We start from the raw sequence: 24,520 nt of genomic DNA on the forward strand, positions 1-24,520 counted from the left end.
ATAAGCATATTTACATATCTTTATAGATATATGTTTTTATTCTTATAGATAAATCTATCTAAATATTTATATTTGAGCTGGCATTAGGTCTGTTACATTATGTTGAGAGAAGGCGTGGTGGACTAATGAGATATATAGTCTTGATGGGTATTAATTTGCTATTGGTAAAAAATATAACTTATTAAAATATGTGATTTTCTAGCTTTGCCATCGGGAGTTTTTATTATAAAAAATGATGGTGGATGATGATAAAGATGAATTAAGTGAAACCAAATTGGTTTCACTTAAAAAACACTAAAATATCAACACTATTTTTAAGCATAGCCTAGAATTTAAGGCACTATATTGTGTTTTTTGTGGGACAGCCACTTTTGTTTATATGAAAATTTTGGTCTAACAGAGGCTGATTTTAAAATAATCTTATTTTTCAAATTTCCAGCAGTCAAACTGGAAGCCTTCTCCAGAAAAAACAAAGAATAAATTGTGCATTCCTTTTGCATTCTTAATTTCTACAGTCACATTTTTATATTCATTATCACTACCTGTGTTTGGCACTTCCAAATAGCCGATTGCTTCTCCAGATGGACTATCTAAACAAATTTTTATAGCGTTTCCACTTATCTTGCTTGATAATTTAGCTGTAAATGAACTTGCACCTTCTGTTCCAAAATCAACATTAGATAAACCTATCCAATTACCAGTTTCAAGAACATTAACTACAAGATTAGTTTTACCATATACTGCACTTTCTTCTTGGGTAGAAGTTGTAGTTATTCCAGCCATCCAAGCAAAAGTTTCTGCTTCATTTACAATAAATGGATCTAAATTTTTAACTTGTTTAACGCCAGCACGTGTTCCTATAATAGGCTTAATAGTTCCGTCATCCAAAACTTCCACTTCTTCAACATTAGTTGTACGGTACCCAGTAGCTGGAAGTGACATATCATTACATAATAAAAGGGAATGATAGAACATGTACCACTTTTCTTTGAATTTTATCATAGAGTGGTGGTTATTACTCCAAGCTTCAAAGAAAGTTCCTGGATTCTCTAATATAGATCCATTATATGTCCATGGACCAAGAGGATTTTTACTAGTCATTATAATAATTTCCGCAATTTTAGGTACATATTTACCTACTGCATTATCACGGCTTGACCAATTTGAGCAATAACTATAGTAATATGTGTCACCAATTTTATTGATACCTGAATCCTCGAAAAGATATGGAGCTTCAATAGTTACTGGAACTCCTACAATGCTAATCATATCTTCACCTAATTCAACTGCCCTTGCAGTGTTTGGCATTGCTTCTTTGCCTTCTGGTACTCCGCCTCCGAAGTATAAATATGCTTTTCCATCATCATCTACAAGAACAGCAGGATCAAAAAGCCATTCAACATTAGAACAATTTTCTATTTCCCTTGTAATCATAGGTTTTCCTAATGGATCAACCCATGGACCAATTGGACTATCACTTGATAAAACACCAATAGTACTTGCATTATTTGCGTAATATAGGAAGAATTTTTCTTTCCCGTTAATAGTCTTATGTGCAGCTGCAGGAGCCCATGAATTTTCAGCCCATGATGAAGCACCATTTGGACCTGCCACTTGAATTATTCCATGATCTGTCCAGTTCACTAAGTCATCAGAAGAAATGCAATTTAAATTTTGAATGATTTTATAACTATTTTCTATTAATTTTCCATCGTTGTCATACTCATATACATCATTTGTTGTATAAATGTAAATTCTTCCATCGTATTCCATAGCATAAGGATCAGCTCCAAATCTTTGAAGCAATATAGGATTGTTATTTTCTAAACTTTTGTATCCTTCTGTTAGCTTAATATTTTTAAATAAATTCTCCATGATTATTTTTTCCCTTCTTTGTATGCCAATAAATTTTTATTCTTTTATATGTCTCCAAAGTGTATTAATTAGATAAAAAGAATAAGTAAAATTATATTAACCTTTACCATGTTTTTTCTCAACCATATAAATTATAGTAAATATACAAAAAATAATAGATTAATATAAAAATAAGAATTCCTTCTTCGATTTTTTCTCTATCTCTTTCTAATAAAGTCATATAAATTCTTGGTTGTGCTTCGCACTTTTTCAAAATGTGCACCTCCACTGAAATATCATTTTAAATCCTGTTGGAAAATATGAAATTATATAACTATTAATTATATCTTACATAAATAATATGTATTTCAGTTATAGTATTTTAAGGAATATAATGAAAATACAAATATTAAGGAGAGTGATTAATATATGGCATTTGATTTTGATGGAAAAAGATATAAAGAGGCATCTAAACACCAAAAAGAATGGGGTAATAAAATTATTCAAGAAATGAATATAAAGGAGGATTCTTTTATATTAGACTTGGGATGTGGAGATGGTGTATTAACTCAAATTTTAAGTAGTAAAGTTCCAAAGGGAAAAGTTATTGGTATAGATGCATCAAAAGGTATGATTGATACGGCAATTGAAATAAGAGAAGAAAACTTGGAATTTAGATTTATGGATATAAATAATATCAATTTTGAAGAAAAATTTGATTTGATATTTTCTAATGCAGCACTACATTGGGTCAAAAATCATAAAGAATTGTTTTATAAATGCAATAATGTTTTAAAAGATGGCGGAAGAATTAGGTTTAATTTTGGAGGTCATGGTAATTGTCAAAACTTTTTTGAAGTAGTAAAAGAGATTACAAAGTATGAAGAATATAATACTTATTTTAAAGATTTTGAGTGGCCTTGGTACATGCCTTCAACTCATGAATATAAAGAATTAGCAAATGAAGCCAAAGTTTTTAAAAATATAAATATCTATGAAGAAAATGTAGATAGGTACTTTCAAAATGAAGAACAATTAATTGGATGGATTGATCAGCCTACTATAGTGCCATTTATTAGTATATTACCTGAAAATATAAAACAAGAATTTAGAAACAAATTGGTAGAAAAAATGCTTGAAAGAACAAAACAAGAAGATGGAACTTACTTTGAAACCTTTAGAAGAATAAATATCTTAGCAGAAAAAGCTTAAAGGAGGCTATAGATTATGATAAATCCCTTGTTATAATTGAGTTACCACACAACAATAAGCAAGTTTATGCATTCTTCCTTCACAAAGACCCCTGGATGCTTCTGAACACCGAAGGGCTGAAGTTGCTATTTATATATATTAATTTTTAGTAGTTTTCAGCCTGCACCTGTTCCAGGCCAGTTAAAATACAAAATGCCATTCTTTGTTATAAATGAGTGATGCTCTGGTCCGATTGAGGGATTTTTACAAGAATAGAACTGCCCATACTTTATACACTAATTACCATGTTTTACTTTCAATAACAACATCATCTGCAATAACTCTAAATTCATGTAAAGTTAATACGACTTGAGAAGAGCAAAATAGAACTTGAAAATCAAATTTGCCCATATCTGACAAATGCACTTCCTTATAAAGCAAACTATCTCCAACGATATCATCTGTTATTTCAAGTCGGCTGACATCTTTAAATGTTAATGAATATCGATCTAATTCTATATTAAGCATATTATTACTATCTTTTTTTATTGATAATACTATACTATCATGAAGATTTAAATTTATTAATGTTTGCATATTTAATGGTAGCTTGTGCTTTATTTCCTCATGTTCTGCTTGGCACATCTTGCATACAGTTTTCCATTCATAGGCCATTTCTTTCATTCTTTTATAAAGTTTTTCTACTACTTCTTTATCAGTAAATTTTTTACCTTGGAGAATATCATCTTTTACCTCTGGAATATGCTGAAATACCCATGCCTTAAACTCTTTGTCCTTCTTGGCATGGCATAGATTATAAAACTCTTCCCACTGCTTCATCCATTTATCTTTATCATCAACCCTTAGCGGGAACTCTCCCCTTATCTGCATTTTTTTATATATATTACGTGTAAAGTACATCATTACTAATGCATCAGCCTCCCCATATTTATCAGACTTTAATGTAACATTAAATTTGTATTATAATTCATCAATACTTTCAACCATAATACACTTCATATTTATTTAGTTTATCCAACATGGAATAAAATGCTTATACTATGGTGCACTTTAGCTGTTTCCTCATTACAAATTTTTGATTTGTTTCTGCATGAATAGTAAAGCCCAAGTTTTTATACATATCAACAAAACCCATAAAATGTTTACGTTCATCTGTAGTTTCTTTTTCGGGATATACTTCAACATAATCATAATCATCATTCATCGCGTCTTGGCAAGCATATTGCAATAATTGTTTTGCTATTCCTTTTCTTTTCATATCAGGTGCAACAAGAAAACAATATATAGATTTTACTTTATCATTTGCGTCAATCTCCAATTCATTTACTTGGGGCATAAAACGATACCAACCGATACAGTTCAAACATTCTGTCTTTGTATTTGCGTTACACCAACCAACGATACAACCGTCAAAATATGCTAAATATCCTTGTATTTTTCCACTCCTAACATATTCAATAGCCATTGCTTTTCTTTCTTCACGAGATGGGATACCTGTTCCGAAACGATGGTCGGCACTACACCAACACTCACAATAACAGGTATGCTCAGGGATATTATCATCATGTGGCGTCGTCTCGAAAAAGTTCATATATTCTTCTACGTGAGCAGGTGTCAATTTTTTAATTTCAACATTCATTCCATTACCTCCACTAATATAAATAATCTGCAAATTACAACTTGCTTTTCAGCCAATGATAGCCTATCTTGTGAATAATATACTATTTAATACTCATAAAAACAAGTTCTATTTACATCCAATCTGAGCTTATATTATTAGCCTAATGAATAACTAATATAAAAATTTTTTAAGATTTTATTACTTCATCAAATGATATTATAAGTAAAAATAATGCTGATGCTAATTCTCCTGCTAATTTTATTTTTGCTTCATACTCCAAATGCATCTTCTTTACTACGATAATAAAACACATTCGCTAGATGATATGATCACCATCATATTATAGATAGTTATAATATCTTCTATAATTTCACAAAATAACTACTAGAAAAGCTAACTAAATTGATTTAATAATTTAGCCTTGATATAATATAATAAAAAACAAGGAGGATTCAAATGTTTGAAAAAGATAGCTATGAAGAAGATGTAAAGTTATTTAAAAAAGTGATTTCTACACAAGCAGACGAATTATTATCTAATGAAGACTTAGCTGTTGCTTATATTGGTCGTGCAACATGCCCATTCTGCCGTAAATTTGTTAAAAAATTAAGTGGCTTGACTAATAAAATTAACACAACTATTTACTATGTAGATAGTTCTGATTTTTCAGATAATTTTATTAACACATTTAGAGAAAAATATAATATTGTAACTGTGCCAGGATTTATTGTTAGTAAAAATAGAGAAATAGAGGTTCGTTGCGATTCTTCAATTACAGAGGAAGAAATATTAGATCTGTTAAAATATGATTTTCCACCTTCTTAAAAACAAATTAAGAATAGACTATCTATTTACCATAAATAATCTATTCTTATTATACATTAATATTTCTAGTTACTTATTTTTGTTCTGCATATTTTTTAAAACTATCCAATATTGCTTGCCAGCCACTTTGCTGCATTTCAATTGAATTTTCGTTTTCTGCTTCAAAAGTTTCAGTTATCTCTGTGACCTTTTCTCCACCAATAAAATCAATCTTAACTTTTCTTCCATCATCTAAAGTATAAGCAATAACCTTATATAATTCCACTTCATTATAAATTCCACCAAAGTCAAATCCGAAACTTCCATCTTTGGCTTCCATTCTTGAAATAAATATACCTCCAACTCTTAAGTCATTTTCTGCAAGCGGTGTATACCAGTCCTCTGAGGCACTATTCCATTTTTTTATATATTCTGGTTCCGTCCAATATTTCCATACCTTTTCTACCTGAGCATTCACTGTTGTTTTTATTGTTATTATTTGCTTGTCTTCCATATCCTACTCCTCCTCGTATATTATGCCTCTTTCCAACGCTTTAGAGTTGATAATAAAGCTGTCATTTCTTTTCTCTCATCTTCTTCGCCTATTGCTCTTCCCTGTAATTGAATCCAATGACTTATCTTCAAATACATCGACATATAGATAGTTAACTCTAAAAATTAACCCTGAACTTCATTATGTTTAAATTATAATGTACAGGCATTAATATAAATAAGATCAATTGTAGAATTAACTATCTATAGAAATTATGGACTACAAAATCCACAGAATCAATAAATTTATTTCCTATTTGCTGCAATAAAATGTTCAACCCATGAAATATCTTCCTCTGTAATGACTTTACTGCTATAACGTATATCTTGAAACCATTCCAACAATTTAACGATATCAATATTCTCAAAAGTTTTGTCATTTTCCAATCTTTCTTTAAATTCCTTCAAAGTCTCTCCTTCCATTAACACATATCCCTGTTTCTCTAGATTTGACATGATTTTTTTCATACAAATAAACGTTTTTTCTCGATTACTAGATTTCTTATATATCCTTTTTTTATTCCATATAATCATGCCTATCACAAGCAAGATCAAAGTCGCTGAAAATGTAACTCCTAAAAATATATATTTTAACCATAATAATATTGTTCCAAAAATATTTTCTTCTGATCTTTGTTCTTCATTTTCTTGCACTGAGATTTTAAATTTATCCTCTAATTTATTATGCGTCGGATCAACATATATTTCCCCGTTACCACCATTAATTTTCCAATTCTCTATATCTTTATAGCCTGGAGTTGGGTCCATGCGTATCCATCCAAACCCTTCTATATAAATTTCTGTCCAAGCATGGGCTTCCTTTGTTTTTACTTTGTACCAATTTTCATCCATATCGCTATAAGCAAGAGCAACCCCATCAACATATCTTGTTGGTATATCTAAATATCTACACATGATTGCCATGGCGCTTGCAAAATAAATACAATACCCTTTCTTTTGCTCAAATAAGAAATTATCCACTGCATCTTTTCCTTCTGGAAGCTGATTAATTTTAGTTGTATAAGCATAATTGTCTTTTAAATAATTGCATATAGCTTCTGCTTTATCATATTGGTTTGTGCAGTCCTTAGTAATTTCTTGTGCTAACTTACGAACTCTTTCCGGTGTTGTACTTGAAGTTTGCAGATATTCTTCTTTTATTTTTTTACTTCTTTCATAAAGACGCTGCCTAAAATAATCTGAAGTAATATAATTAATTTCATCTTCTTTAAATTTAAATGGATAAATAGCTTCTACAAATAGACTGTCCTCAAAATTACCCTTTTCATCTTGAATCTTCTTATAGTAATCCCCATTTTCATTAAGGCCCCTTAAATATTGTTTTAAACCGGCATTATTCATATTCATGACTACAGCATAAACATCGTATGAATACCCTTTTTCCCTTTTGCTTGGAAAATATATATTATTTCCAATTACATCAAAATCATTCTTTTCATTGCCGCAATCTATGTCATAAGAATTTTCTGGCCTAAAAATTGTTTTAGTCTTAAGTTTATCAAATTTTATTTCGTAGTGTATATTCTCAGCAAAATGCTCATTAGGAGACTGTTTCAAATTGGTATGATATAAATTGTATAATTTCTCATATAAATCCATTTTATATTCTTCAGTATAATTGTCATAATCACCTTCATCTTTTTTCCACTGACTTCCTGTATAAGTGTTGAGTATAACCCCATCTAAATATCCTGTTCCAATACCATTTTTTATTGATAGAAAGAACATATTTCTTTCCTTCCCGTCAATAAGCTTACCAAAAGAGCTAGTCCCTTCATCAGAAAATCCTGCTTTCTTTACATCAAATTCATTTTTAGTCTCATTACCCATTTGATCGATGTTATAGACAAGCTCTTGAACATTATCGCTGATGCTATTTAATGTGTGATTTACCCATACCCACTTAATCGGCTCCTTGTCTGAAGGAAGACACATTGCTAAAAATACTGCTAGTGCAATAAATGGGGTTAAACATGCTTCTGCATACCTTGCGGTTCCTCCAACCTTAACTAAATGAGCTTCAACTATAATATCAAAACAGTAAAATAGCATAATTCCAGTCAAAACTGAACTCCATTGTATATTATTCATGCCACATATAATCATAAATATCAATAATATAACCGCCGTTATAAATTTTGAACTTATATTTTTCTCAACCCTGATTATAATCTGCATTATGATAACAGAAAGTATGCAAATGGTTACCATTGAATATGAAAGATTAAACTCTTTAATCCCTTTAACGTATTCATAATTCCAAAAGAAAGCTTTTCCCAAAAATGAGAAAACATTTATATTAAAATACAATATTAATATAATAAATATTATTACAACAAACATAGCTGGAATTACAACAATTACCTTTTTAACCCTATTATCACTAATAACCCCTGTAATTATTGCCATCAAAAGTGAAGCTATAAACAAATAAAAAGTGGGGATTTCCCAATATAATAATTTAAAGATACCATATAAAATTAACATTGTAATAAAAAATTCCCGTGTAAACTTATATACTTCCGATACCATTTCACTTTTAATCTTCATTTTTACCTTCCTCCGCTAAAGTGATTAGTCGAACTGTAAAACCATTTTCCTCAAAAAAGCTTATACTATTTTTTTCTCCTTCGCCCAATACACTTATCATTAAAAGAATGCAAACCTCTATCCCCCTATATGAAGACTTCAGTACATCATAGAGTTTAATATTTAATTCATGAGTAACAATAATAGTATGTTTTACTGTTTCCAGCCATTGCATGCCTATTTCACATAATTCACTATTCTTCATTCTCCCAATAAATGCAAGCTTTGCACATAACATATAAAATTCATTCCATTCACTTGGGGCTTGTATGGATAATCTGTTACAACTATTTTGTTCAAAGCAGACAAAACAAGGTATTTGCCTTACATAGCAATAATTTGCAACCGCTAATGCTTCCTCAATAATACCATCTTCTAATGCCAGATTGTTCACTTCATTATTTCCAATAGGGCTCAAATCAAGCACAATCATCACTTCAAGTTTTAAACTAGCATGATGAATTCTAGTCATTAATTCTCCTGTCTTAGCTGATACTTTCCAATGTACTTGTCTCATGGGATCTCCTGGAGCATATTTCCGTACTTGTACATCTATCTGGTCTTCTTCCTTCATAGAATAAATAGTATTCTTTTCATCCTTATCTTCCTCTATTACATCCGAATTTCTCCATTTTACAATTCTCGGTAAAACCGTAACAGGAAGCTGGGATTGCACTTTATAAGTAATATTAAATAAATGAAGATAGTCAGTTATTATAAATGATTTAGCTCCTGCAAAATATTCTCCACGATATCTGCAGCATAGCTTTGTCTTAACTTCTTCCACTTCTCCAGGCATAAGATAATATTCTTTTGTTTCACTGAAACCCATAATATAAGAATTATCATGTAAAAAATAAACTTTTATACCACTATAAAAAAAACTGTCTTCATTTCCTACACTAAAAAAATAATCTACAGGTTCCCCTTTTATTAATGTCCTTTTTCCTGTCTTCTGATAGAACTTAAAACGCATCCTGACAACTACAATATATATTAGTGATGTTATCGGCACAAGGAAAGAAAAGTAGAGTAAAGCGTAAGGAATTGTTCCACCATAATTACTTGCTAAAATTCCACTTGCCAAAATTAGAATAGCTGAAATAATACGATTTTTCTTCATTCCATTATTCCTCCGCCCTATAAAATTGGTATTCTAATCATTCCCCTTATATCTGATAAAACTTTCTTCTCAGAAACCCGCTTCATCCTAGTTTCTGATGAAAGAAGAATTCTATGTGCTATAATCGGTTCAAATACTTCTAAAACATCATCTGGAATGACATAATTTCTTTGTCTACAGTAAGCCATTGCTTGAGCACCCTTTATCCAATCCAATGTAGCTCTTGGACTAATTCCTAGTGTAATCTCTTCATTATTTCTGCTCAGCTGTGTAATTTTTAAAATATAATCAACTAAATCTTCATGAATCTCAACCTTTATCACTTCATCCTGCATGTTGCAAATTTCATATTCATCAGTAACAGAATTCACTTCTCTCCATTGTCTATTTAAAAGAAACTTATTTACCATGTTCTTTTCTTCTTCTTTATTTGGATATCCCATAGATAATTTCATAAAAAAACGATCTAGCTGAGCCTCAGGTAAATGGTATGTCCCAATACTATCAATACTATTTTGAGTAGCTATTACCATAAATGGCCTAGGTAAAATATAAGTATTTGCATCAACTGTCACTTGCCTTTCTGCCATTGCCTCCAGCAAACTTGCCTGGGTTTTTGGTGAAGCCCTGTTTATTTCATCTACTAAAACTACATGATTCATTACGCTTCCTTTTACAAACTCAAAACTCCCCTTCTGCATATTATATATAGAAACACCTGTAACATCACTTGGTAGCGTATCGGGAGTGAATTGTATACGATTAAATCCACATCCAATAGTTTTTGCTAGAGTTTTAGCAAAGGTAGTCTTCCCCGTTCCAGGAACGTCCTCTAGTAATATATGCCCTTCTGATAAAATAGAAATCATAGCAAGCTCAAGTATCTTTCTTTTACCTACAATAACCTTCTCTATATTTGAAATAATTTTATCTACAATTTTATGCCCCTCCATCATTATCCTCCCTCAATCTCCAAATTATTAATTTTGATATAAAACCAGTTCCTTTTAAACAAAAATTGAAAAAATTATCTTTAGCACTTAGTTCATTATCTAATTATATTATTGTAAATTAGAGTATATTATCATAGCTAATATCATTTCTTTCTTCTTTTGTCATAGTTAAAGTGGTTGGATTATTATGATCTGGCGTTAAATAAATGCCATGAATTTATTTCAAAAATAATTTCAAATGTTATCAATAAGTAATTGATGTATATAATTTTCTGTATAAACTTATTCCTTGCATTAACTCATCATGTTTACCTTGTTCCACATTTTTTCCTTTGCTAATTACATAAATCATATCAGCTTCCTTAATTGTAGATAATCTATGAGCAATAATTAATACCGTTCTATTCTTCATAAGTCTATCCAATGCTTCCTGAACATATTGTTCGCTTTCTGAGTCTAATGATGATGTTGCTTCATCAAGTAAAAGTATCGGTGAATTTTTTAGAAATGCTCTGGCTATCGCTATCCTCTGTCTCTGGCCTCCTGACAGCTTTATTCCTCTTTCACCTACATTTGTTTCATAACCTTTATCAAGTTTTTCTATGAATTCATCTGCATGTGCATTTTTTGCAGCTTCAATTATTGCTTCTCTATCAGCATCATATCTTCCATATCTTATATTATCTTCAATAGTCCCATCAAAAATATAAGAATCTTGTGGAACATAAGCAATTTGTTCTCTTAATTCTGTCATTGAGTAATCAGCAATTGATTTTTCATTAATAACAGCCTGACCTGATGATAAAGTATAATACCCTAAAATAAGCTTCATTATGGTGCTTTTCCCCCCACCACTAGGACCAACCAACGCTACAACCTGACCTTTTTTCACAGTTAAATTTATGTTTTCTAAAACCTTATTTTCATTATCATAAGAAAAAGCAGCATTTTTTAATTTAATCATTACATTTTTTTCATTTTCTGAAACCCCCAAGACCCTTTTATGTTCTTCAGGTATTTTCAAAAGCTCGGTAACTCGCTTTGAGCCTGCTATATATCCCTGTAACTGCAATAACATGCTGTTAGTATCACTGAACATTCTATTCACATTTCCCACTAAGAAAATCAATGAAACAATAGACCCAAGATTATTTGCGCCATTGAAAGCAAGAAACGCTGCTAATGCAATAATTCCTGCAAAGTTAATTGATTCAAAAAGAAAATTACGGCTATCCATAATTGCATTTTTCTTTGTTAATTCAATATTACTATTAAGTATTTCGTTATTTATATTATCAGTCTTTTCTAGCATCATTTCCTCAAGTTGATAATTTTTAATCGTAAAAAAACCACTTAAAATATTCGAAAGATTTTCAGTATATTTACCCATACTCTTTTGAATATCTTTATTTATCTTTCTTATAATATATTTATGCCTAGAATTAATTACTACAGATATAAAACCAATGCTAATTAAAAGAATACTTACTCTCCAATCTAACATTATCATTACTGCAGCAGAAGTAATTCCAACAAATATTGAAACAATTATATTTCTGAGGGGCCATCCATATGAAGACTGTATAATATTTACATCATTATTAAGTCTAGAGATGGTATCGCCACTATGATTCTGTTCTACATATGATATAGGTAAATGTAGAATATGATTGAAAAGCCCTGTTCTTATTTTGGCAGTTGTCTTATGCATAATACTAAAGAAGAAGAATTCAAAAGTTCCAAACAGCACTATTCCTAATAAACAAATTAATGCAACTATAAAAAAACCTTGCTTAAGATTATTTATATCTGACTTAACTGAAGCATCAATCATTAACTTCATAACCAAAGGTGTAAGAATATAAAAGCTTGTCTCAACTATACAATCACATATCAATACAAAAGAATATATAAGCCTTCTGGGTTTTATGTTATTTAATATTTCAAGATAATCATTAATTTTCATTTTCTCACTCATCATAAACTCTCCTATTATATCGATTCTTGTATATCATAATCATTAAATTGTTTGGCATATAATTTAGAATATAAACCATTATTCTTTACAAGATTCTCATGTTTACCTCTTTCAACAATGCAACCATTATCCATTACAAGAATTTCATCTACATGTTTTATTGATGATAATCTATGAGCTACAATAATAGCAGTCTTTCCTTCCATAACCTTTTCCAAAGATTCCTGAATGACTGCTTCTGACAATGTATCTAATGCTGAAGTAGCTTCATCGAGAAGAATAATAGGTGCATTTTTAAGTACAGCACGTGCAATGGATATTCGCTGCCTTTGACCTCCCGATAGTTTTATGCCACGTTCACCTACCATAGTATCGTACCCTTGTGGTAATTCTAAAATAAATTCATGTGCATTTGCTATTCTAGCTGCTTTTATAACTTCTTCTTTTGCAGCATGTAAATTCCCTACTAATATGTTGTCCAATATTGAACCTGGAAAGAGATATGTATCTTGAGATACATACGATATCTTTGAACGAAGATGGTTTAAGCTCCATTCTTTAGAATTGTTTTCGAAAAACTCTATATTCCCACTTTGTATATTATAAAAACTAGCTATAAGCTTTAATACTGTGCTTTTACCACACCCACTTGCGCCAACTAACGCTATTTTACTATCCTTTTTAATATCAAAACTTAATTCCTTCAGTATATTCGTCCCTTCATTATAGGAAAATGAAACATTCTTAAAACTAATAGAATTTTTTGTATCTAAGCTTTCAAAGCGCTTTCCATCTTCTCTTTCAGTTGAAGTATCAAGAACCTCAAAGAATCTCTCAGAAGCGCCTATAGCGTTTATCAAACTACTTATTGTTGAAGGTAAAAAAGCAAAAGTCCATACTATATTACCCATTAAATATGTAAAAGAAAGCAATTGACCTGTAGATATTTCTTTATTAATTGATAAATACGCACCATATATTAAACAAATTGCAAAAGGTGTTGATCTAAGAATAATATTAAATGGTGGTATGAATTTTAATCTATGTACCCCTTTAATATTGTATTTCAACCCATTTTTAATAACCTCTAAATATTTATCTTGAAATAATTTCTCTAGATTAAAGGCTTTAACAATAAATATGCCACCATAAGAATCCTGAACTATGGAATTTGCCTGTCCTAAATTTCTCGATGCTTGCTTAAAATATTTTTCCATAGGCTTAGAAATTACGTTAATCATAAAAAGTGCTGGAGGTATTACTATAAATGTAGCTATAAACAGCTTTAAATTTATTGCAATCAAATATATCGAAGTGAAAATAACAGATATAATCTGTATAAGTGTCTTAAATAAATCGTCACCTATAAAAGTCTGCACTGAAGAAAGATCATTGGTAAACCTAGAAATAATATCGCCTGAATGATTTTTTTCCATAAAAGACAGTGGAAGTTTCTCAAGATGTGCTATAGCAGACTTTCTAACATCAAGCATTACTCTTGTTTTAAAGATACCATAGGAAAGTGTTGAAAAATATGTGATAACCAAACCAACTATAATAATTACAGCCATTTGAAAAGTGTAACTATATAATTTATTCTTATCAAGATTTATGGCAGAATTTATTGACTCATTAATTAAATTAGCTAAGAATAAATTAACTCCTATATTTAAAACAGATAAAATCATATATATCGTAATTAATAATTTGTATTCTTTTATAAACGTATACATTCTAATCATAACTTTTATAAAACTATATTTGTTTCTTTCCAACATCTTATCACTCCATATCCAACTTTAGTCAAAATATTAATTTGCTCTAAAAAACATTTTTAATCTTGTATTTCAAAATATAAAACAGTAACTCCTACAATATTACCGCTTTTATACAGTAAATTCAATATATGTATATAAGAACTATAATTTGTAGTATTTTTCATAGAATTATTAGTATGAAAATACTAAGCATGTATAAAAGTAATTTTATAAATTGTTTTTTGAGTGCATAAGTTTTTTGTAGTAATAAAAACCCACAACCATCTGCAAGCAGCTATTTAAGCCGCATACAAATGATCGTGGGTTTCACGTCTGTGCCGTTCAGTTACTGTCAATTCTGAATTTAATGCCATCCAATATATTAAATTTGATAGATTAATTTTACTATAAATCGGTTATACTTACTTTCAATAGTTACTTATGAAAGTATATTAATAAGTTCTTTAAAATCTTCTATATATTAATATCTATTTTCATTTTATTGATAATATCTTCAATTATTTGCTTAGGACTTATATTCTTATTTGTTGCTCTCTTTAAATATAATTCTTCATTTTCGGCATATCTTTCCCATTCCTCTTTTGTTATTCCTAATATATCATTTTCATTTCTTAAATCACTATATTTAGGTGTTACAAGCGTAAAGAATAAGTCAAAAAATACAATATTTATATCATTCGTCATACAAAATCCCCACTTTTTTGAAATATCATTGGTTCCAAACGAATAAGCAGCTCTACAAATTAAAATTTTTATTATATCCACTGTATAAAAGCAGTTTTATCATTTTTATTATATCCTGCCTGTTCATAGAAATTTAATGTACTTTCTTTTTTCGAGCCTGTTAATAGCATTAATTTATAACACTTTTCTTTAATAGCTATTTCTTTTGCGTAATTCAAACAAGCTGTTGCTAATCCTTTGTTTCTATAATCTTTTTTAGTCACTACATTTTCAATAAATGCGTATGGTCTCTGATTATGTGTAAAATTAGGTATTATAACACATACACACGAAGATACTATTCTTCCCTCTTCTTCTGCAACAATAATATGATGTTCTTTATCTTTCAAAATTCTATTCCATAATTCCATTATTTCAGATGTTTTCTCAGTCATAGGATTATCATGTAATTGCGTATATAGTTCCATTAACCCATTAAAATCTTCGTTTACTATTTCTCTTATCATCCCATCATCCCCACAAATTATTATTTGTCTTTCAGCTAATCCTCACAACATATTTTCAAAATACCCTACTTCTCAATTCTGATTTAATAAGCTTTTATAATTCCAGCTTAATATCAATGCGGTTCCAGCCAAATAACATAATATATCTTATTTTATATGCTTTTTTATTATTCTCACCACTCTTTCATATTTATTGTCAACCAATTTTTATTCCCTATTTTTGAGGCAGATACTGCACCGCAATCCGATTTTCTGGATTCACATCGCAGAAATACAGTACTATCAAAAATAGCCATTCTAATGGCTTCATAATAAAATACACTATATCTGCCATATATTTGGAATGTATCGTCTTCGCAATTGGAAATCCATAAGTATCATAGAAATGCCGGATATTCTTATGAAACATTGGGATCCTCTCTTCCAGAATCTGCTCAAATGCATTTGCCACGCAGAGCTGACGATTCACAATCACCTGATGTCCATGGCGCTCACCTAAACGAATCGGTTTAACGATGCGTGGATGACCTCCCGCCGCAACAGTACATAGATAATGTTCATCATAAGTAACATTCTGAGGAGCCACACGATGTGACAAATTCCAATCACTAGTTTCCGTCCATGCTTTTATAATATTATCTGGCTGCTGTCCAAACAAGGCAAGAACACAGATTATAACACCAAGAATAGGCCACATCAGAACAAATGCAGTAATTGGCCAGTATCCCGAATTTATCATTTTCTGATTTAAAAATGCCAGATACTTATTATTGAATAATCTGGTCACATTATCTTTTTTTGTATTCCATTCCAGGATCTTATATCTTATGGTTTTTGCAGCTATGATAATATAGTTAAGCGGAAATAGACACAAAAGTATATAACTTGACGAAAATATCTGAACAATCCATAACACACATTCCAGAATACCAAGATACATTCCAGCTATGGCACTGACAATAACAAGTGGCGGCATTTTTTCTATCTTAATACAAGCTAAAGCAAGATATCCTATAACTCCAATACATGACAAGCAGACTACTGTGGGATACGATACTGTCCAGATAGGCGTATGAACTTCTGCATTTTTCAAAACTTTTAACCAGTCTGCTTGAAACTGTATATCTAAAAAAACTAGACCTATTCCACTATAAAAGAATCCAAATATCATAGCCATATACTCAAAAATCCTGATATTCTTGACCCATTCCAGATTTTCTGATTTCCAAAATAGTGTAACAATATTAATTATGGTGAGCACGAATGGATAAATCATAAAATTCCCTGCTAGCATTGAGAAAAATATACCTCCAATAATATCACCTGGATGTTTCCAATTATCACTTAAAAAAATAGCACCAACAATTATACTTATAATTGTTGATAACAGTAAGGAAAATAAAATTGGATGATTCTTAATTCTTTTCATCTTCATCCTCCCTGTATTCCAATATATCTCCCGGCTGACAATCCAATGCCTTGCATATTTCGTTCAAAGTAGTAAATTTTACCCCCTTTACTTTTCCAGTCTTTAGCACAGACATGTTTGCATTTGTAATGCCAACCCTTTCAGCTAATTCTTTTAATGACATTTTCCTTTTCGCCATCATTATATCTACATTAATTATTATCATCACACTCTCCCCTATATATAAGATTCATTTTCTTCTCTCAAAAATGCTGCCTTTTCCACTAAATGTGATAAAACCGCTGATGCCACTGCTACACATACTCCAACAAAACAAATTAATATTGATAACATAAAAATTCCTGGATGATTCATATTAAGTAACAGTAATACAACATTTCCAACGAGAAAAAATCCCGAATCTGTAAGTGTAGCAAGCATGATCCGCTTTAAATACATTGCATTTATCCTGGAAAAAGAATTATCCTTCCCTACCTCATCTGCTATTCTCCACATGCAAAATAAAACCAAATAGCATGGAATAGCCGTACACCAAATAAAAATCAGCCATGGCCAATAGCAATATTGGAGTTCCTTTTCCTGCTTAACAATACTATTTGCTATATATGGTATTGCCTCAAAATATATCATTGCACCACACAACACCATTGCCATTACAATAATCTTAATCCATTTTGACAAACTCTTCTGATTCATAAACACCTCTCAAAATCCATATTTTTCATTTTAAGTGTATACTTACCTCTTTAAATTGTCAATAATAAATTATCGTGTTACGATAATTTATTATCCTTAATTGATATATAATTTTTAAGTGGTATTCACAATACAAAGATCCAAAGTTAATTGAAAGACGAGATGCCACTTTGTAAAACGAAAAGCTATGTTTGTAGTCCGAAACTTAATTTTTGTAAATGAAACGCAGTTTGATTTTAGTATGATTGGAAAAAATGAGCATGCCAAAAGGAGGTCGACTCCCTCTCGATTTTTTTGTAATCGGAGAATCCACCCCTGAATGTTTGGTCAGATGACATGTTGGCTGCGTTGCTTATTTACTGGTTACTTTTTGAGAAGAGCTGGTTTTAGCATGATGTCTCCAATGGCAACCGTAGCAAATTCGCTTCGCTCATAAAAACCCCCGCGGGTTTTTTGTGAAGCAAGAATGACTGAACTTGATAATGTATTTCCATATAGAAGAAAAACACACTGACAAAATTATCGGTGTGTCTTTTATTATAGTGCTTAAAAATTTTTATCAGCGTACATTCTCATGTCCTTTACGCACTCTTTTTACTTTATACATTGATTTATCTGCTTTTTCAATTAAAACATCTATTTCAATTCCGTCTTCTTTAAAAAGGGCATATCCGATACTTGCTCTAAGATTTATTTCTTGACCTTCAAATTCGAAAGATTTTGTTATTTCAAAGTCTAATTGCTTAATCAATGTCTTGATTTCATCGCTATGCTCTATCTTTGCAATAATGATTCCAAATTCGTCTCCACCAAGTCTAGAAACTGTGTCTGTTTCATGCAAAGTGTTGTTAATTCGTAAAGCAACTTCTTTGATTGCTGCATCTCCTGCTCTGTGGCCGTAGTTGTCGTTAATCTCTTTAAGTCCGTCCATGTCTAGTGAAATGATTCCGAACTCCTCTTCTTTTCGAGAAGCATGTGACAACCTTTGTCTCAAATTATCATAGAATAAAGAACGGTTAGATATCCCAGTTAGACTATCATGTGTTGCTTTATAAAACAACTCACTTTCCCCATTTTTCATTGCATTAAACATCTCTGCTGCAATGAGTCCTGACATAAGTTCTAGTACTTTAATGTCATCATCGTTGAAATGACCAGCTTTCGAAGAAAGAACTTTCAATACACCAACCACTTCATTCATGCATATTAAAGGCATTACAATCATGGAATTAAGACCGATTTGCCTACATGCCTCTTTATTAACTCTGTCATCACTTTCAATATCATTACTAATCAGAGGGATTCTCATATTTATACATTCCCCTGACAGACTATTTTCCATATTTAATCGTAACCCCAAAAACCTCTCAGCCATTCCAGATGCAGCCCTATACACTAGCTCCTCATTCTCAATTAATTCTACGGAAGCACCATCTGCATTAGTAATAAGCTTAGTTCGCTGCGTTACTAAATCCATTATGTTACCAAGATCCATACCCTGCTGAGCCACCTCAGTCTGTACTTTAATTATTTCTAGTAACTTATCATTGCTTATACTATTTTGGTTCAAAACTATCCAACCACCTTTTCTATTGCTATTAAAATCAATTAGCGTTATAGAAAAAATTATACATTAAATATCTAATAACATCAATATTCGATATCCTTTTCACCTCATTTAACCTGACTCCTAAGGACTTCATTTAGCCAATTAAAATTTGTTTATTAGCTTATATATTGCACAATAATTTAAGACAATTTTTCATCAAGATAAGCAAGTATCTCTTTTGGTAATTGTGCATGGAATTCTTCTCTATCAAATCCTTCTGGATCAGTTGAAGGTAAGAACTTCGCGCTTTTCATTGACTCAGGAAATGGACTCAGAAAAGAAAAATGACCAGCATTTTCAATTTGCCTAAAAGTAACCAGTGATTTATCCGAAATGCTCTGTAATACAAATTCAGCATTCCAAGCAGGAGTTATTGGGTCATGTTCTGCTGTTAACATAAGGATTGGAATTGTTACATTATCCAAACCATTTAAGAACCAGCCTGCTCCAGGTGCAAGTAAAACTACTGCCTTAACTCTTTGGTCAGGACTAGTCTTTATTATTTTACCTTCTCTAGTTCTTGGAACACCACCTGCCAAGGCTAGAGCTGTGTATCCACCCATTGAATGTCCTATGACTGCTATCTTGTCCTTAATAATATTCCTACTAAAAAAACTATCTGAAAGAATTTTATCAATTGTTAAGCTAATATGCTTTGGTCTTAAAATAAGATTTTCTTCTGAGTTTTCTAATTCATTATTATTTCTATTGTTACCATAATGCTCTACCATTGCAACAATATAGCCATTTTTCGCAAGATGGGTGCTAATTGTTCTATAAAGAAGATGTGAACCTCCATTACCATGAGAAATAATGACAAGTGGAAACTCACCATCTAATAATTTAGCATTAATACAAACATCCATTGTGTATGGACCAAATGCAATAGGCATAGAAGGTTCATTTGTTGGATATTGCACAAGAACGTTAAAATTAATAGCTTTATTTTCATCTCTAATTTGAATTTCTTTACTTCCCACATAGGTATTGTACTTATTGCTATTCATAGTATATCTCCTTAAATCTTCAGTAATTATAATGTAGAAACTGATTAAAATAATTATATCATCTTTAAAACTTAATATAAATCACTACGAATTATGAATTAGTATCAATACTTTTTAATATTCCTAATCCACCTAACACGGAAAGAATTGACCCTAGAAATCTATATTTTGTAATAGACTGTTCTAAAAAAATCAAATAGGCATTTGTATCAATGCTACCGCCATTGGACTGTATAATATTTGCTACTTCATAATCACCTAAATTTACGCTATACATAAGTATAACAAGTCCTGTAACAAGGATGGCTCCAAAAATTTTCACGAATAAATTAACCTTTATCATAAATTCCTCTCCCGTTTTTTATATACCCTATTTTAATATATATAGAAAAAAATATCACAAATTCCTGTATGAAAATGTGATATCTATGTCTGCTTAATTTATTACTTTATCCTTCTTTAAAAAGATAACACCTTGTCTCACTTATATAACAACTTCTTTTACCAATAGACGTCTGTATGTCAATTGGTTTTATATACTATTATTTAATAAACTACTATTCACTTAAAAATAGTAGTCAAAACTTTTTAAAAATGAATTTTTCTTAATTTTCTACTAAATAATTTCCTATGAAATATGACATAATTCCAATAATAACAACTAAGAATATGTTTAAACTATAGAACACATATCCCTTTGCAAACTTTGAAATAGTATGCATTATACAAATAAATATGATTAGTATATACATTTTAAATTTATTCTTCTTTTCATTACTTATGACAGGTTTAGTAAAACAACTTTCCTTAATCCAATTCATCAAAGAAAAATAAAAAGTAACCGCAATCAAAAATGTTGTAATAAATCCAAAGTCGAAATCTATATATGAATAAAATGAAAAATTATTAAACTTAAAATTTTTAGACATAAGTATAGTTAAATTTTTTGTAAAACTACCTAATACTGATGTTACTACGACCAGTATTCCGACATACATTAAATATTCTCCACTGCGTGATAGTATGTTATACCTTGATTTATATGTAGCTACTATTTCTTCACAATAACCTCTTATATCATCTGTTCCTAACATACCTTCAATGCTTATTCCTTGCTGCTGTGCATTTAAGAAGCTATCTATCATCTGTTGAAGAAATTCTTCTCCGTCTCTTGTTTTTAAATTTGATGTTCTTATGAATGCTATAATATCATCAAATATTTCTCTATTTTCTAAAGATAATTTTTCAACAGATTCATTTAATTGTTTTCCTAATAAACTTAGTTTGATCATTTAAATTACTCCTTAATAGTTGGCTAACTGACTTTTAAATTTTATCCTATGATACACAAAATCGAATCTAATTCGTATCCTTTTTCAAAAATGTAACATCAATGAAAGTGACACAAAAAGAAAGACTCCCTGCATCTGAAAGTGCATCAAGGAAATCTATATTTGGGCTAATAAAAACATAATCCAATATGCAATTTAAAACAAAAAACATAGCAAAGCAAATAACAAATTCTTTTAAAAGCTTTTTAATGTATTCCAATTTTAATTTCCTTGCGTTAACTATAGTAATTATAGGAACATACAATATAAAAAATACACATAACAATGCATACCCTAATACAAATTTAATAGCTATATTATTATTAATATCATTATAAATAATAATCCCTGAAATTATCGCGCCTATGATAATCAAGAAATAAAGGCTCTTTGTAAAAATTAATGTCTTATTTCTATTCATTATGCACCTCTGATGTTGTTTATCGAAATATCTTTTTAAAATTTGAATATGGCGAAACCTACTGAAGCTTCATAAAATATTACATAGCAGGTATTAAGACAAGTATTAAGAATAAAGCAAAGGCTATAAGAAGAATGCACATGGCTATTGAAATAATTAAAACTGCTTTATTCTTTTTTATTATGCCTATTGTTAGTCCTAAGCCTGCTATGAAAAATACTAGTATAAAAATTGTTGTTAAACTCAATTGTATTCTCAGTTCTGATTCTTATAAAATTGTTTTGATTATATGAATAATCCGAAGTTTAATTTATAATTATTAAAACTATTCCAACATCGCTTAAACCTACAAACTTTTTTAGAATTGAGTATTAAAAAAATCGCAAATTCAATCTCTTGAATAAATGCGATTTTACAATACGTTATTTATTTTATCGATTTATAATTTAAGAATAATGTATTATTCAATATAAATAGTCCATTTCTTGCATTTATTACACAGGTATATAGCGAAATCTAATGTTTCATCAGCGGCATCTAAATTGAAAGTAAAAATGTTTTCTTCTTCGATGACTCCTATATCCCTACGCCAGACACTAAATTTTTCTGCATTACATTCCAGGCACTCAGAATCACATCTTCCTACATACTCAAAATCATCAATCGTTATTCCGTTATCCTGTAAAAATTGAACTATAACTTCTTCATAACTTACATCTGAATGTCCAATAAAATTCTCTAATTTCAAAAATTCACTCATACAAAACCTCCCATAAAATACTGTACATGTTATAAAAATGATTATAACTAGAACCATATGCAAATTCAAACTACAATAACCTATTTAATATCTATCAGAATATATTAAAACTAATATCGTACAAATTTTACAGATTTTCAAAGTATATATTGACTATCTATCATTTTTAGGATATTATATACTGCCTTTTCTAAATATAAATCTAATAATTCACAATGTTTTACATATTATAAATATCGCATTATTCAATTTTCAAAGAACATTTTCACTAATTACTTCACACTTTCTACATATTGTGTAGATTATATGAATAATGGGAATTTTAATTTATTCTGAATTGATTCTAGTTCAGTACTTATATATACGTCCCTAATTAGTATGACGTATAAAAAATCATGCTTCTAATCTCTTGACTAATACTATTTTAATATTTCCTAATTATTTATTGATTCATAACTTAGGAGTATTTACCGATATAAAACTTGTACTCTTTTATAAACAATATAAATAGTTTTAAAAATTAACATTATAATGATTGTTCTATTATTTTATCTTCCTAAAGAGACTACAATGTCCAACAATTCTTCAATTACTTTGTCTGTTTTCTCCATAAAACCTTCTAAATTAATAGATTCACATTGATCTTTATCTGTATGTTTACTTAAGAAATCAAAAATACTATATACTTCTGTAATACGTTCTAGTAATAAAGGGTCTTTAAAATATTTTTTAATAAATATAAAACTTGTTAAATTCTTTTCCCATTTTTCAACCTCAAACTCTGTGCATATCTGTCCATATGAAAATTGATTATAGTTCTCCAATTCAAACAGTTTATAAAAACTCCAATTTGTCCCGTCTCTCTCTTTTTTATAAGCATCTCTGTTGTTTCTTAATTCAATTAAAATTTCATTTAGCATAAGTCCTACTTCCTTCTTTTCTGAAAAAACTTTTTCTTTTGCTTCATCAGAATATTTACCTAAAGTTATTTTATATAGCAAGTAACTTAGAATACCTGTTACTTCAATACTTAAAAAACAACTATAATAATAAATAAATTCTGACTGAGTAACTATTTCATTCGTATTTATCCTTAATATAATTAATTTATTAGGCAGAAAGCTAGACAATGCTATTCCTATATTTAAAATCAACCCAATTGCTGGAATGCAGAAAAAAGGAATACTTAGTATAATTATTATCATTATACTAATGTGATTCTTTAACCAATTTATTATTTTCTCCAAAACCTTTACCGCCTCCAAATATATTTTCAAAAAGAATTATTAAACATTTCTTATTTCAATAGTTAATTCTTAACAATCCGCTATAACGAATCAATTATAGCATAAATTGTAAATATCTCATTATTTAATTTAAAAAGAACTTACTACGTCAAATCTCATATTATACACATTATTAACCTAATGATTATATGAACAATATAAAGTTTTCTTTGCGATGGACAAAATGATACTATCTAGTTGGTTACACATATATATTTTTTAACTTAAATAGAAAAAATATCACATATCATTTTAATTTTAATGTTTATTGTAGTTTAAATTAATAATTTAGCACTATCAACGTTT

At 29.8% G+C, this 24,520-nt stretch carries 26 protein-coding genes; 2 read left to right on the top strand and 24 right to left on the bottom strand.

Features of this window, described 5'->3' with window-relative positions; translation table 11 throughout:
• Positions 1 to 420: 420 nt before the first annotated feature.
• Together D2A34_RS13995 and D2A34_RS27455 are read right to left on the bottom strand one after the other, a co-directional pair.
• The gene (locus D2A34_RS13995) at positions 421 to 1,875 is read right to left on the bottom strand and encodes a glycoside hydrolase family 43 protein (RefSeq protein ID WP_119367035.1); all 1,455 of its coding nucleotides are present in this window, start codon (positions 1,873 to 1,875) and stop codon (positions 421 to 423) included.
• A gap of 118 nt (positions 1,876 to 1,993) precedes the next feature.
• The gene (locus tag D2A34_RS27455; protein ID WP_279221626.1) at positions 1,994 to 2,128 is read right to left on the bottom strand and encodes a hypothetical protein; all 135 of its coding nucleotides are present in this window, start codon (positions 2,126 to 2,128) and stop codon (positions 1,994 to 1,996) included.
• Between the two features lie 155 nt (positions 2,129 to 2,283).
• Here D2A34_RS27455 and D2A34_RS14000 point away from each other — a divergent pair, with 155 nt between their 5' ends.
• On the top strand, positions 2,284 to 3,066 hold the full coding sequence (locus D2A34_RS14000; RefSeq protein ID WP_119367036.1) for a class I SAM-dependent methyltransferase: 783 nt from the start codon (positions 2,284 to 2,286) through the stop codon (positions 3,064 to 3,066).
• A gap of 279 nt (positions 3,067 to 3,345) precedes the next feature.
• On the opposite strand, the gene D2A34_RS14005 is transcribed toward D2A34_RS14000, so the two are convergent.
• The 3 genes from D2A34_RS14005 to D2A34_RS27460 all read right to left on the bottom strand — a co-directional run bounded on the left by D2A34_RS14005 (position 3,346) and on the right by D2A34_RS27460 (position 5,000).
• Complete coding sequence (locus D2A34_RS14005; protein ID WP_119367037.1) at positions 3,346 to 3,969, bottom strand: DUF4085 family protein; 624 nt, start codon at positions 3,967 to 3,969, stop codon at positions 3,346 to 3,348.
• Positions 3,970 to 4,099: 130 nt separating this feature from the next.
• Entirely contained in the window at positions 4,100 to 4,684 is a 585-nt protein-coding gene (locus tag D2A34_RS14010) for a GNAT family N-acetyltransferase (RefSeq protein ID WP_243128342.1), read from the bottom strand.
• A gap of 190 nt (positions 4,685 to 4,874) precedes the next feature.
• Complete coding sequence (locus D2A34_RS27460) at positions 4,875 to 5,000, bottom strand: hypothetical protein (RefSeq protein WP_279221627.1); 126 nt, start codon at positions 4,998 to 5,000, stop codon at positions 4,875 to 4,877.
• A 143-nt stretch (positions 5,001 to 5,143) separates the two neighbouring features.
• Here D2A34_RS27460 and D2A34_RS14015 point away from each other — a divergent pair, with 143 nt between their 5' ends.
• Positions 5,144 to 5,512: a DUF6568 family protein gene (locus D2A34_RS14015; protein WP_079440980.1), complete on the top strand. Its 369-nt coding sequence runs from the start codon at positions 5,144 to 5,146 to the stop codon at positions 5,510 to 5,512.
• 73 nt (positions 5,513 to 5,585) lie between these two features.
• Here the strand turns inward: D2A34_RS14015 and D2A34_RS14020 are convergent, their stop codons facing one another.
• The 19 genes from D2A34_RS14020 to D2A34_RS14105 all read right to left on the bottom strand — a co-directional run bounded on the left by D2A34_RS14020 (position 5,586) and on the right by D2A34_RS14105 (position 24,175).
• Positions 5,586 to 6,005 (bottom strand): SRPBCC family protein, encoded by a 420-nt coding sequence (locus tag D2A34_RS14020; protein WP_119367039.1) that lies wholly within the window; start codon positions 6,003 to 6,005, stop codon positions 5,586 to 5,588.
• 20 nt (positions 6,006 to 6,025) lie between these two features.
• Positions 6,026 to 6,148 (bottom strand): hypothetical protein, encoded by a 123-nt coding sequence (locus D2A34_RS27465; protein ID WP_279221628.1) that lies wholly within the window; start codon positions 6,146 to 6,148, stop codon positions 6,026 to 6,028.
• A gap of 141 nt (positions 6,149 to 6,289) precedes the next feature.
• Positions 6,290 to 8,614 (bottom strand): transglutaminase-like domain-containing protein, encoded by a 2,325-nt coding sequence (locus D2A34_RS14025; protein ID WP_119367040.1) that lies wholly within the window; start codon positions 8,612 to 8,614, stop codon positions 6,290 to 6,292.
• The gene (locus D2A34_RS14030) at positions 8,604 to 9,776 is read right to left on the bottom strand and encodes a DUF58 domain-containing protein (RefSeq protein WP_119367041.1); all 1,173 of its coding nucleotides are present in this window, start codon (positions 9,774 to 9,776) and stop codon (positions 8,604 to 8,606) included. Before D2A34_RS14030 ends, D2A34_RS14025 begins: the two co-directional genes overlap by 11 nt.
• Before the next feature lie 17 nt (positions 9,777 to 9,793).
• The gene (locus D2A34_RS14035) at positions 9,794 to 10,729 is read right to left on the bottom strand and encodes an AAA family ATPase (protein ID WP_119367042.1); all 936 of its coding nucleotides are present in this window, start codon (positions 10,727 to 10,729) and stop codon (positions 9,794 to 9,796) included.
• 244 nt (positions 10,730 to 10,973) lie between these two features.
• Positions 10,974 to 12,707, bottom strand: coding sequence for an ABC transporter ATP-binding protein (locus D2A34_RS14040; protein WP_182629383.1), 1,734 nt, complete (start codon positions 12,705 to 12,707; stop codon positions 10,974 to 10,976).
• Between the two features lie 14 nt (positions 12,708 to 12,721).
• Positions 12,722 to 14,485: an ABC transporter ATP-binding protein gene (locus tag D2A34_RS14045; protein ID WP_119367044.1), complete on the bottom strand. Its 1,764-nt coding sequence runs from the start codon at positions 14,483 to 14,485 to the stop codon at positions 12,722 to 12,724.
• Positions 14,486 to 14,938: 453 nt separating this feature from the next.
• Positions 14,939 to 15,250, bottom strand: coding sequence for a hypothetical protein (locus D2A34_RS14050; RefSeq protein ID WP_139376256.1), 312 nt, complete (start codon positions 15,248 to 15,250; stop codon positions 14,939 to 14,941).
• The gene (locus D2A34_RS14055; protein ID WP_079440972.1) at positions 15,241 to 15,675 is read right to left on the bottom strand and encodes a GNAT family N-acetyltransferase; all 435 of its coding nucleotides are present in this window, start codon (positions 15,673 to 15,675) and stop codon (positions 15,241 to 15,243) included. Before D2A34_RS14055 ends, D2A34_RS14050 begins: the two co-directional genes overlap by 10 nt.
• Positions 15,676 to 15,889: 214 nt before the next feature.
• Positions 15,890 to 17,104 (bottom strand): DUF6688 domain-containing protein, encoded by a 1,215-nt coding sequence (locus D2A34_RS14060; RefSeq protein ID WP_119367045.1) that lies wholly within the window; start codon positions 17,102 to 17,104, stop codon positions 15,890 to 15,892.
• Entirely contained in the window at positions 17,091 to 17,309 is a 219-nt protein-coding gene (locus D2A34_RS14065; RefSeq protein ID WP_119367046.1) for a helix-turn-helix domain-containing protein, read from the bottom strand. The genes D2A34_RS14060 and D2A34_RS14065 overlap by 14 nt, the downstream gene beginning before the upstream one ends.
• An 11-nt stretch (positions 17,310 to 17,320) precedes the next feature.
• Positions 17,321 to 17,800, bottom strand: coding sequence for a DUF2975 domain-containing protein (locus tag D2A34_RS14070; RefSeq protein WP_119367047.1), 480 nt, complete (start codon positions 17,798 to 17,800; stop codon positions 17,321 to 17,323).
• Positions 17,801 to 18,359: 559 nt separating this feature from the next.
• On the bottom strand, positions 18,360 to 19,370 hold the full coding sequence (locus D2A34_RS14075) for a sensor domain-containing diguanylate cyclase (RefSeq protein WP_119367048.1): 1,011 nt from the start codon (positions 19,368 to 19,370) through the stop codon (positions 18,360 to 18,362).
• 179 nt (positions 19,371 to 19,549) lie between these two features.
• Positions 19,550 to 20,416 carry an alpha/beta hydrolase family protein gene (locus D2A34_RS14080; protein WP_119367049.1) on the bottom strand — a complete coding sequence of 289 codons (867 nt, stop codon included), beginning with the start codon at positions 20,414 to 20,416 and terminating at the stop codon, positions 19,550 to 19,552.
• A gap of 91 nt (positions 20,417 to 20,507) precedes the next feature.
• Positions 20,508 to 20,759, bottom strand: a complete 252-nt coding sequence (locus tag D2A34_RS14085; protein WP_119367050.1) for a hypothetical protein — start codon at positions 20,757 to 20,759, stop codon at positions 20,508 to 20,510.
• 262 nt (positions 20,760 to 21,021) lie between these two features.
• The gene (locus D2A34_RS14090) at positions 21,022 to 21,708 is read right to left on the bottom strand and encodes a hypothetical protein (RefSeq protein ID WP_119367051.1); all 687 of its coding nucleotides are present in this window, start codon (positions 21,706 to 21,708) and stop codon (positions 21,022 to 21,024) included.
• Positions 21,709 to 21,775: 67 nt separating this feature from the next.
• Positions 21,776 to 22,168, bottom strand: a complete 393-nt coding sequence (locus D2A34_RS14095; RefSeq protein ID WP_079440964.1) for a hypothetical protein — start codon at positions 22,166 to 22,168, stop codon at positions 21,776 to 21,778.
• Positions 22,169 to 22,628: 460 nt separating this feature from the next.
• Positions 22,629 to 22,928, bottom strand: a complete 300-nt coding sequence (locus D2A34_RS14100; protein ID WP_079440963.1) for a hypothetical protein — start codon at positions 22,926 to 22,928, stop codon at positions 22,629 to 22,631.
• A gap of 548 nt (positions 22,929 to 23,476) precedes the next feature.
• Positions 23,477 to 24,175 carry a hypothetical protein gene (locus D2A34_RS14105; protein ID WP_119367052.1) on the bottom strand — a complete coding sequence of 233 codons (699 nt, stop codon included), beginning with the start codon at positions 24,173 to 24,175 and terminating at the stop codon, positions 23,477 to 23,479.
• Positions 24,176 to 24,520 lie beyond the last annotated feature (345 nt).

Source organism: Clostridium chromiireducens (assembly GCF_003575225.1).
Taxonomy (GTDB): Bacteria; Bacillota; Clostridia; order Clostridiales; family Clostridiaceae; genus Clostridium; species Clostridium chromiireducens.

What these genes read in the sequence shown, in the direction of transcription:
- D2A34_RS14090 (WP_119367051.1), bottom strand. Translation starts at nt 21,708, where the DNA reads ATGATCAAACTAAGTTTATTAGGAAAACAATTAAATGAATCTGTTGAA.
- D2A34_RS14060 (WP_119367045.1), bottom strand. Translation starts at nt 17,104, where the DNA reads ATGAAAAGAATTAAGAATCATCCAATTTTATTTTCCTTACTGTTATCA.
- D2A34_RS14030 (WP_119367041.1), bottom strand. Translation starts at nt 9,776, where the DNA reads ATGAAGAAAAATCGTATTATTTCAGCTATTCTAATTTTGGCAAGTGGA.
- D2A34_RS14055 (WP_079440972.1), bottom strand. Translation starts at nt 15,675, where the DNA reads ATGATAAGAGAAATAGTAAACGAAGATTTTAATGGGTTAATGGAACTA.
- D2A34_RS14085 (WP_119367050.1), bottom strand. Translation starts at nt 20,759, where the DNA reads ATGATAAAGGTTAATTTATTCGTGAAAATTTTTGGAGCCATCCTTGTT.
- D2A34_RS14035 (WP_119367042.1), bottom strand. Translation starts at nt 10,729, where the DNA reads ATGGAGGGGCATAAAATTGTAGATAAAATTATTTCAAATATAGAGAAG.
- D2A34_RS14040 (WP_182629383.1), bottom strand. Translation starts at nt 12,707, where the DNA reads ATGAGTGAGAAAATGAAAATTAATGATTATCTTGAAATATTAAATAAC.
- D2A34_RS14080 (WP_119367049.1), bottom strand. Translation starts at nt 20,416, where the DNA reads ATGAATAGCAATAAGTACAATACCTATGTGGGAAGTAAAGAAATTCAA.
- D2A34_RS14020 (WP_119367039.1), bottom strand. Translation starts at nt 6,005, where the DNA reads ATGGAAGACAAGCAAATAATAACAATAAAAACAACAGTGAATGCTCAG.
- D2A34_RS27460 (WP_279221627.1), bottom strand. Translation starts at nt 5,000, where the DNA reads ATGTGTTTTATTATCGTAGTAAAGAAGATGCATTTGGAGTATGAAGCA.
- D2A34_RS14100 (WP_079440963.1), bottom strand. Translation starts at nt 22,928, where the DNA reads ATGAGTGAATTTTTGAAATTAGAGAATTTTATTGGACATTCAGATGTA.
- D2A34_RS14000 (WP_119367036.1), top strand. Translation starts at nt 2,284, where the DNA reads ATGGCATTTGATTTTGATGGAAAAAGATATAAAGAGGCATCTAAACAC.
- D2A34_RS27465 (WP_279221628.1), bottom strand. Translation starts at nt 6,148, where the DNA reads ATGTCGATGTATTTGAAGATAAGTCATTGGATTCAATTACAGGGAAGA.
- D2A34_RS14025 (WP_119367040.1), bottom strand. Translation starts at nt 8,614, where the DNA reads ATGAAGATTAAAAGTGAAATGGTATCGGAAGTATATAAGTTTACACGG.
- D2A34_RS14045 (WP_119367044.1), bottom strand. Translation starts at nt 14,485, where the DNA reads ATGTTGGAAAGAAACAAATATAGTTTTATAAAAGTTATGATTAGAATG.
- D2A34_RS14070 (WP_119367047.1), bottom strand. Translation starts at nt 17,800, where the DNA reads ATGAATCAGAAGAGTTTGTCAAAATGGATTAAGATTATTGTAATGGCA.
- D2A34_RS14065 (WP_119367046.1), bottom strand. Translation starts at nt 17,309, where the DNA reads ATGATAATAATTAATGTAGATATAATGATGGCGAAAAGGAAAATGTCA.
- D2A34_RS14015 (WP_079440980.1), top strand. Translation starts at nt 5,144, where the DNA reads ATGTTTGAAAAAGATAGCTATGAAGAAGATGTAAAGTTATTTAAAAAA.
- D2A34_RS14095 (WP_079440964.1), bottom strand. Translation starts at nt 22,168, where the DNA reads ATGAATAGAAATAAGACATTAATTTTTACAAAGAGCCTTTATTTCTTG.
- D2A34_RS14005 (WP_119367037.1), bottom strand. Translation starts at nt 3,969, where the DNA reads ATGATGTACTTTACACGTAATATATATAAAAAAATGCAGATAAGGGGA.
- D2A34_RS13995 (WP_119367035.1), bottom strand. Translation starts at nt 1,875, where the DNA reads ATGGAGAATTTATTTAAAAATATTAAGCTAACAGAAGGATACAAAAGT.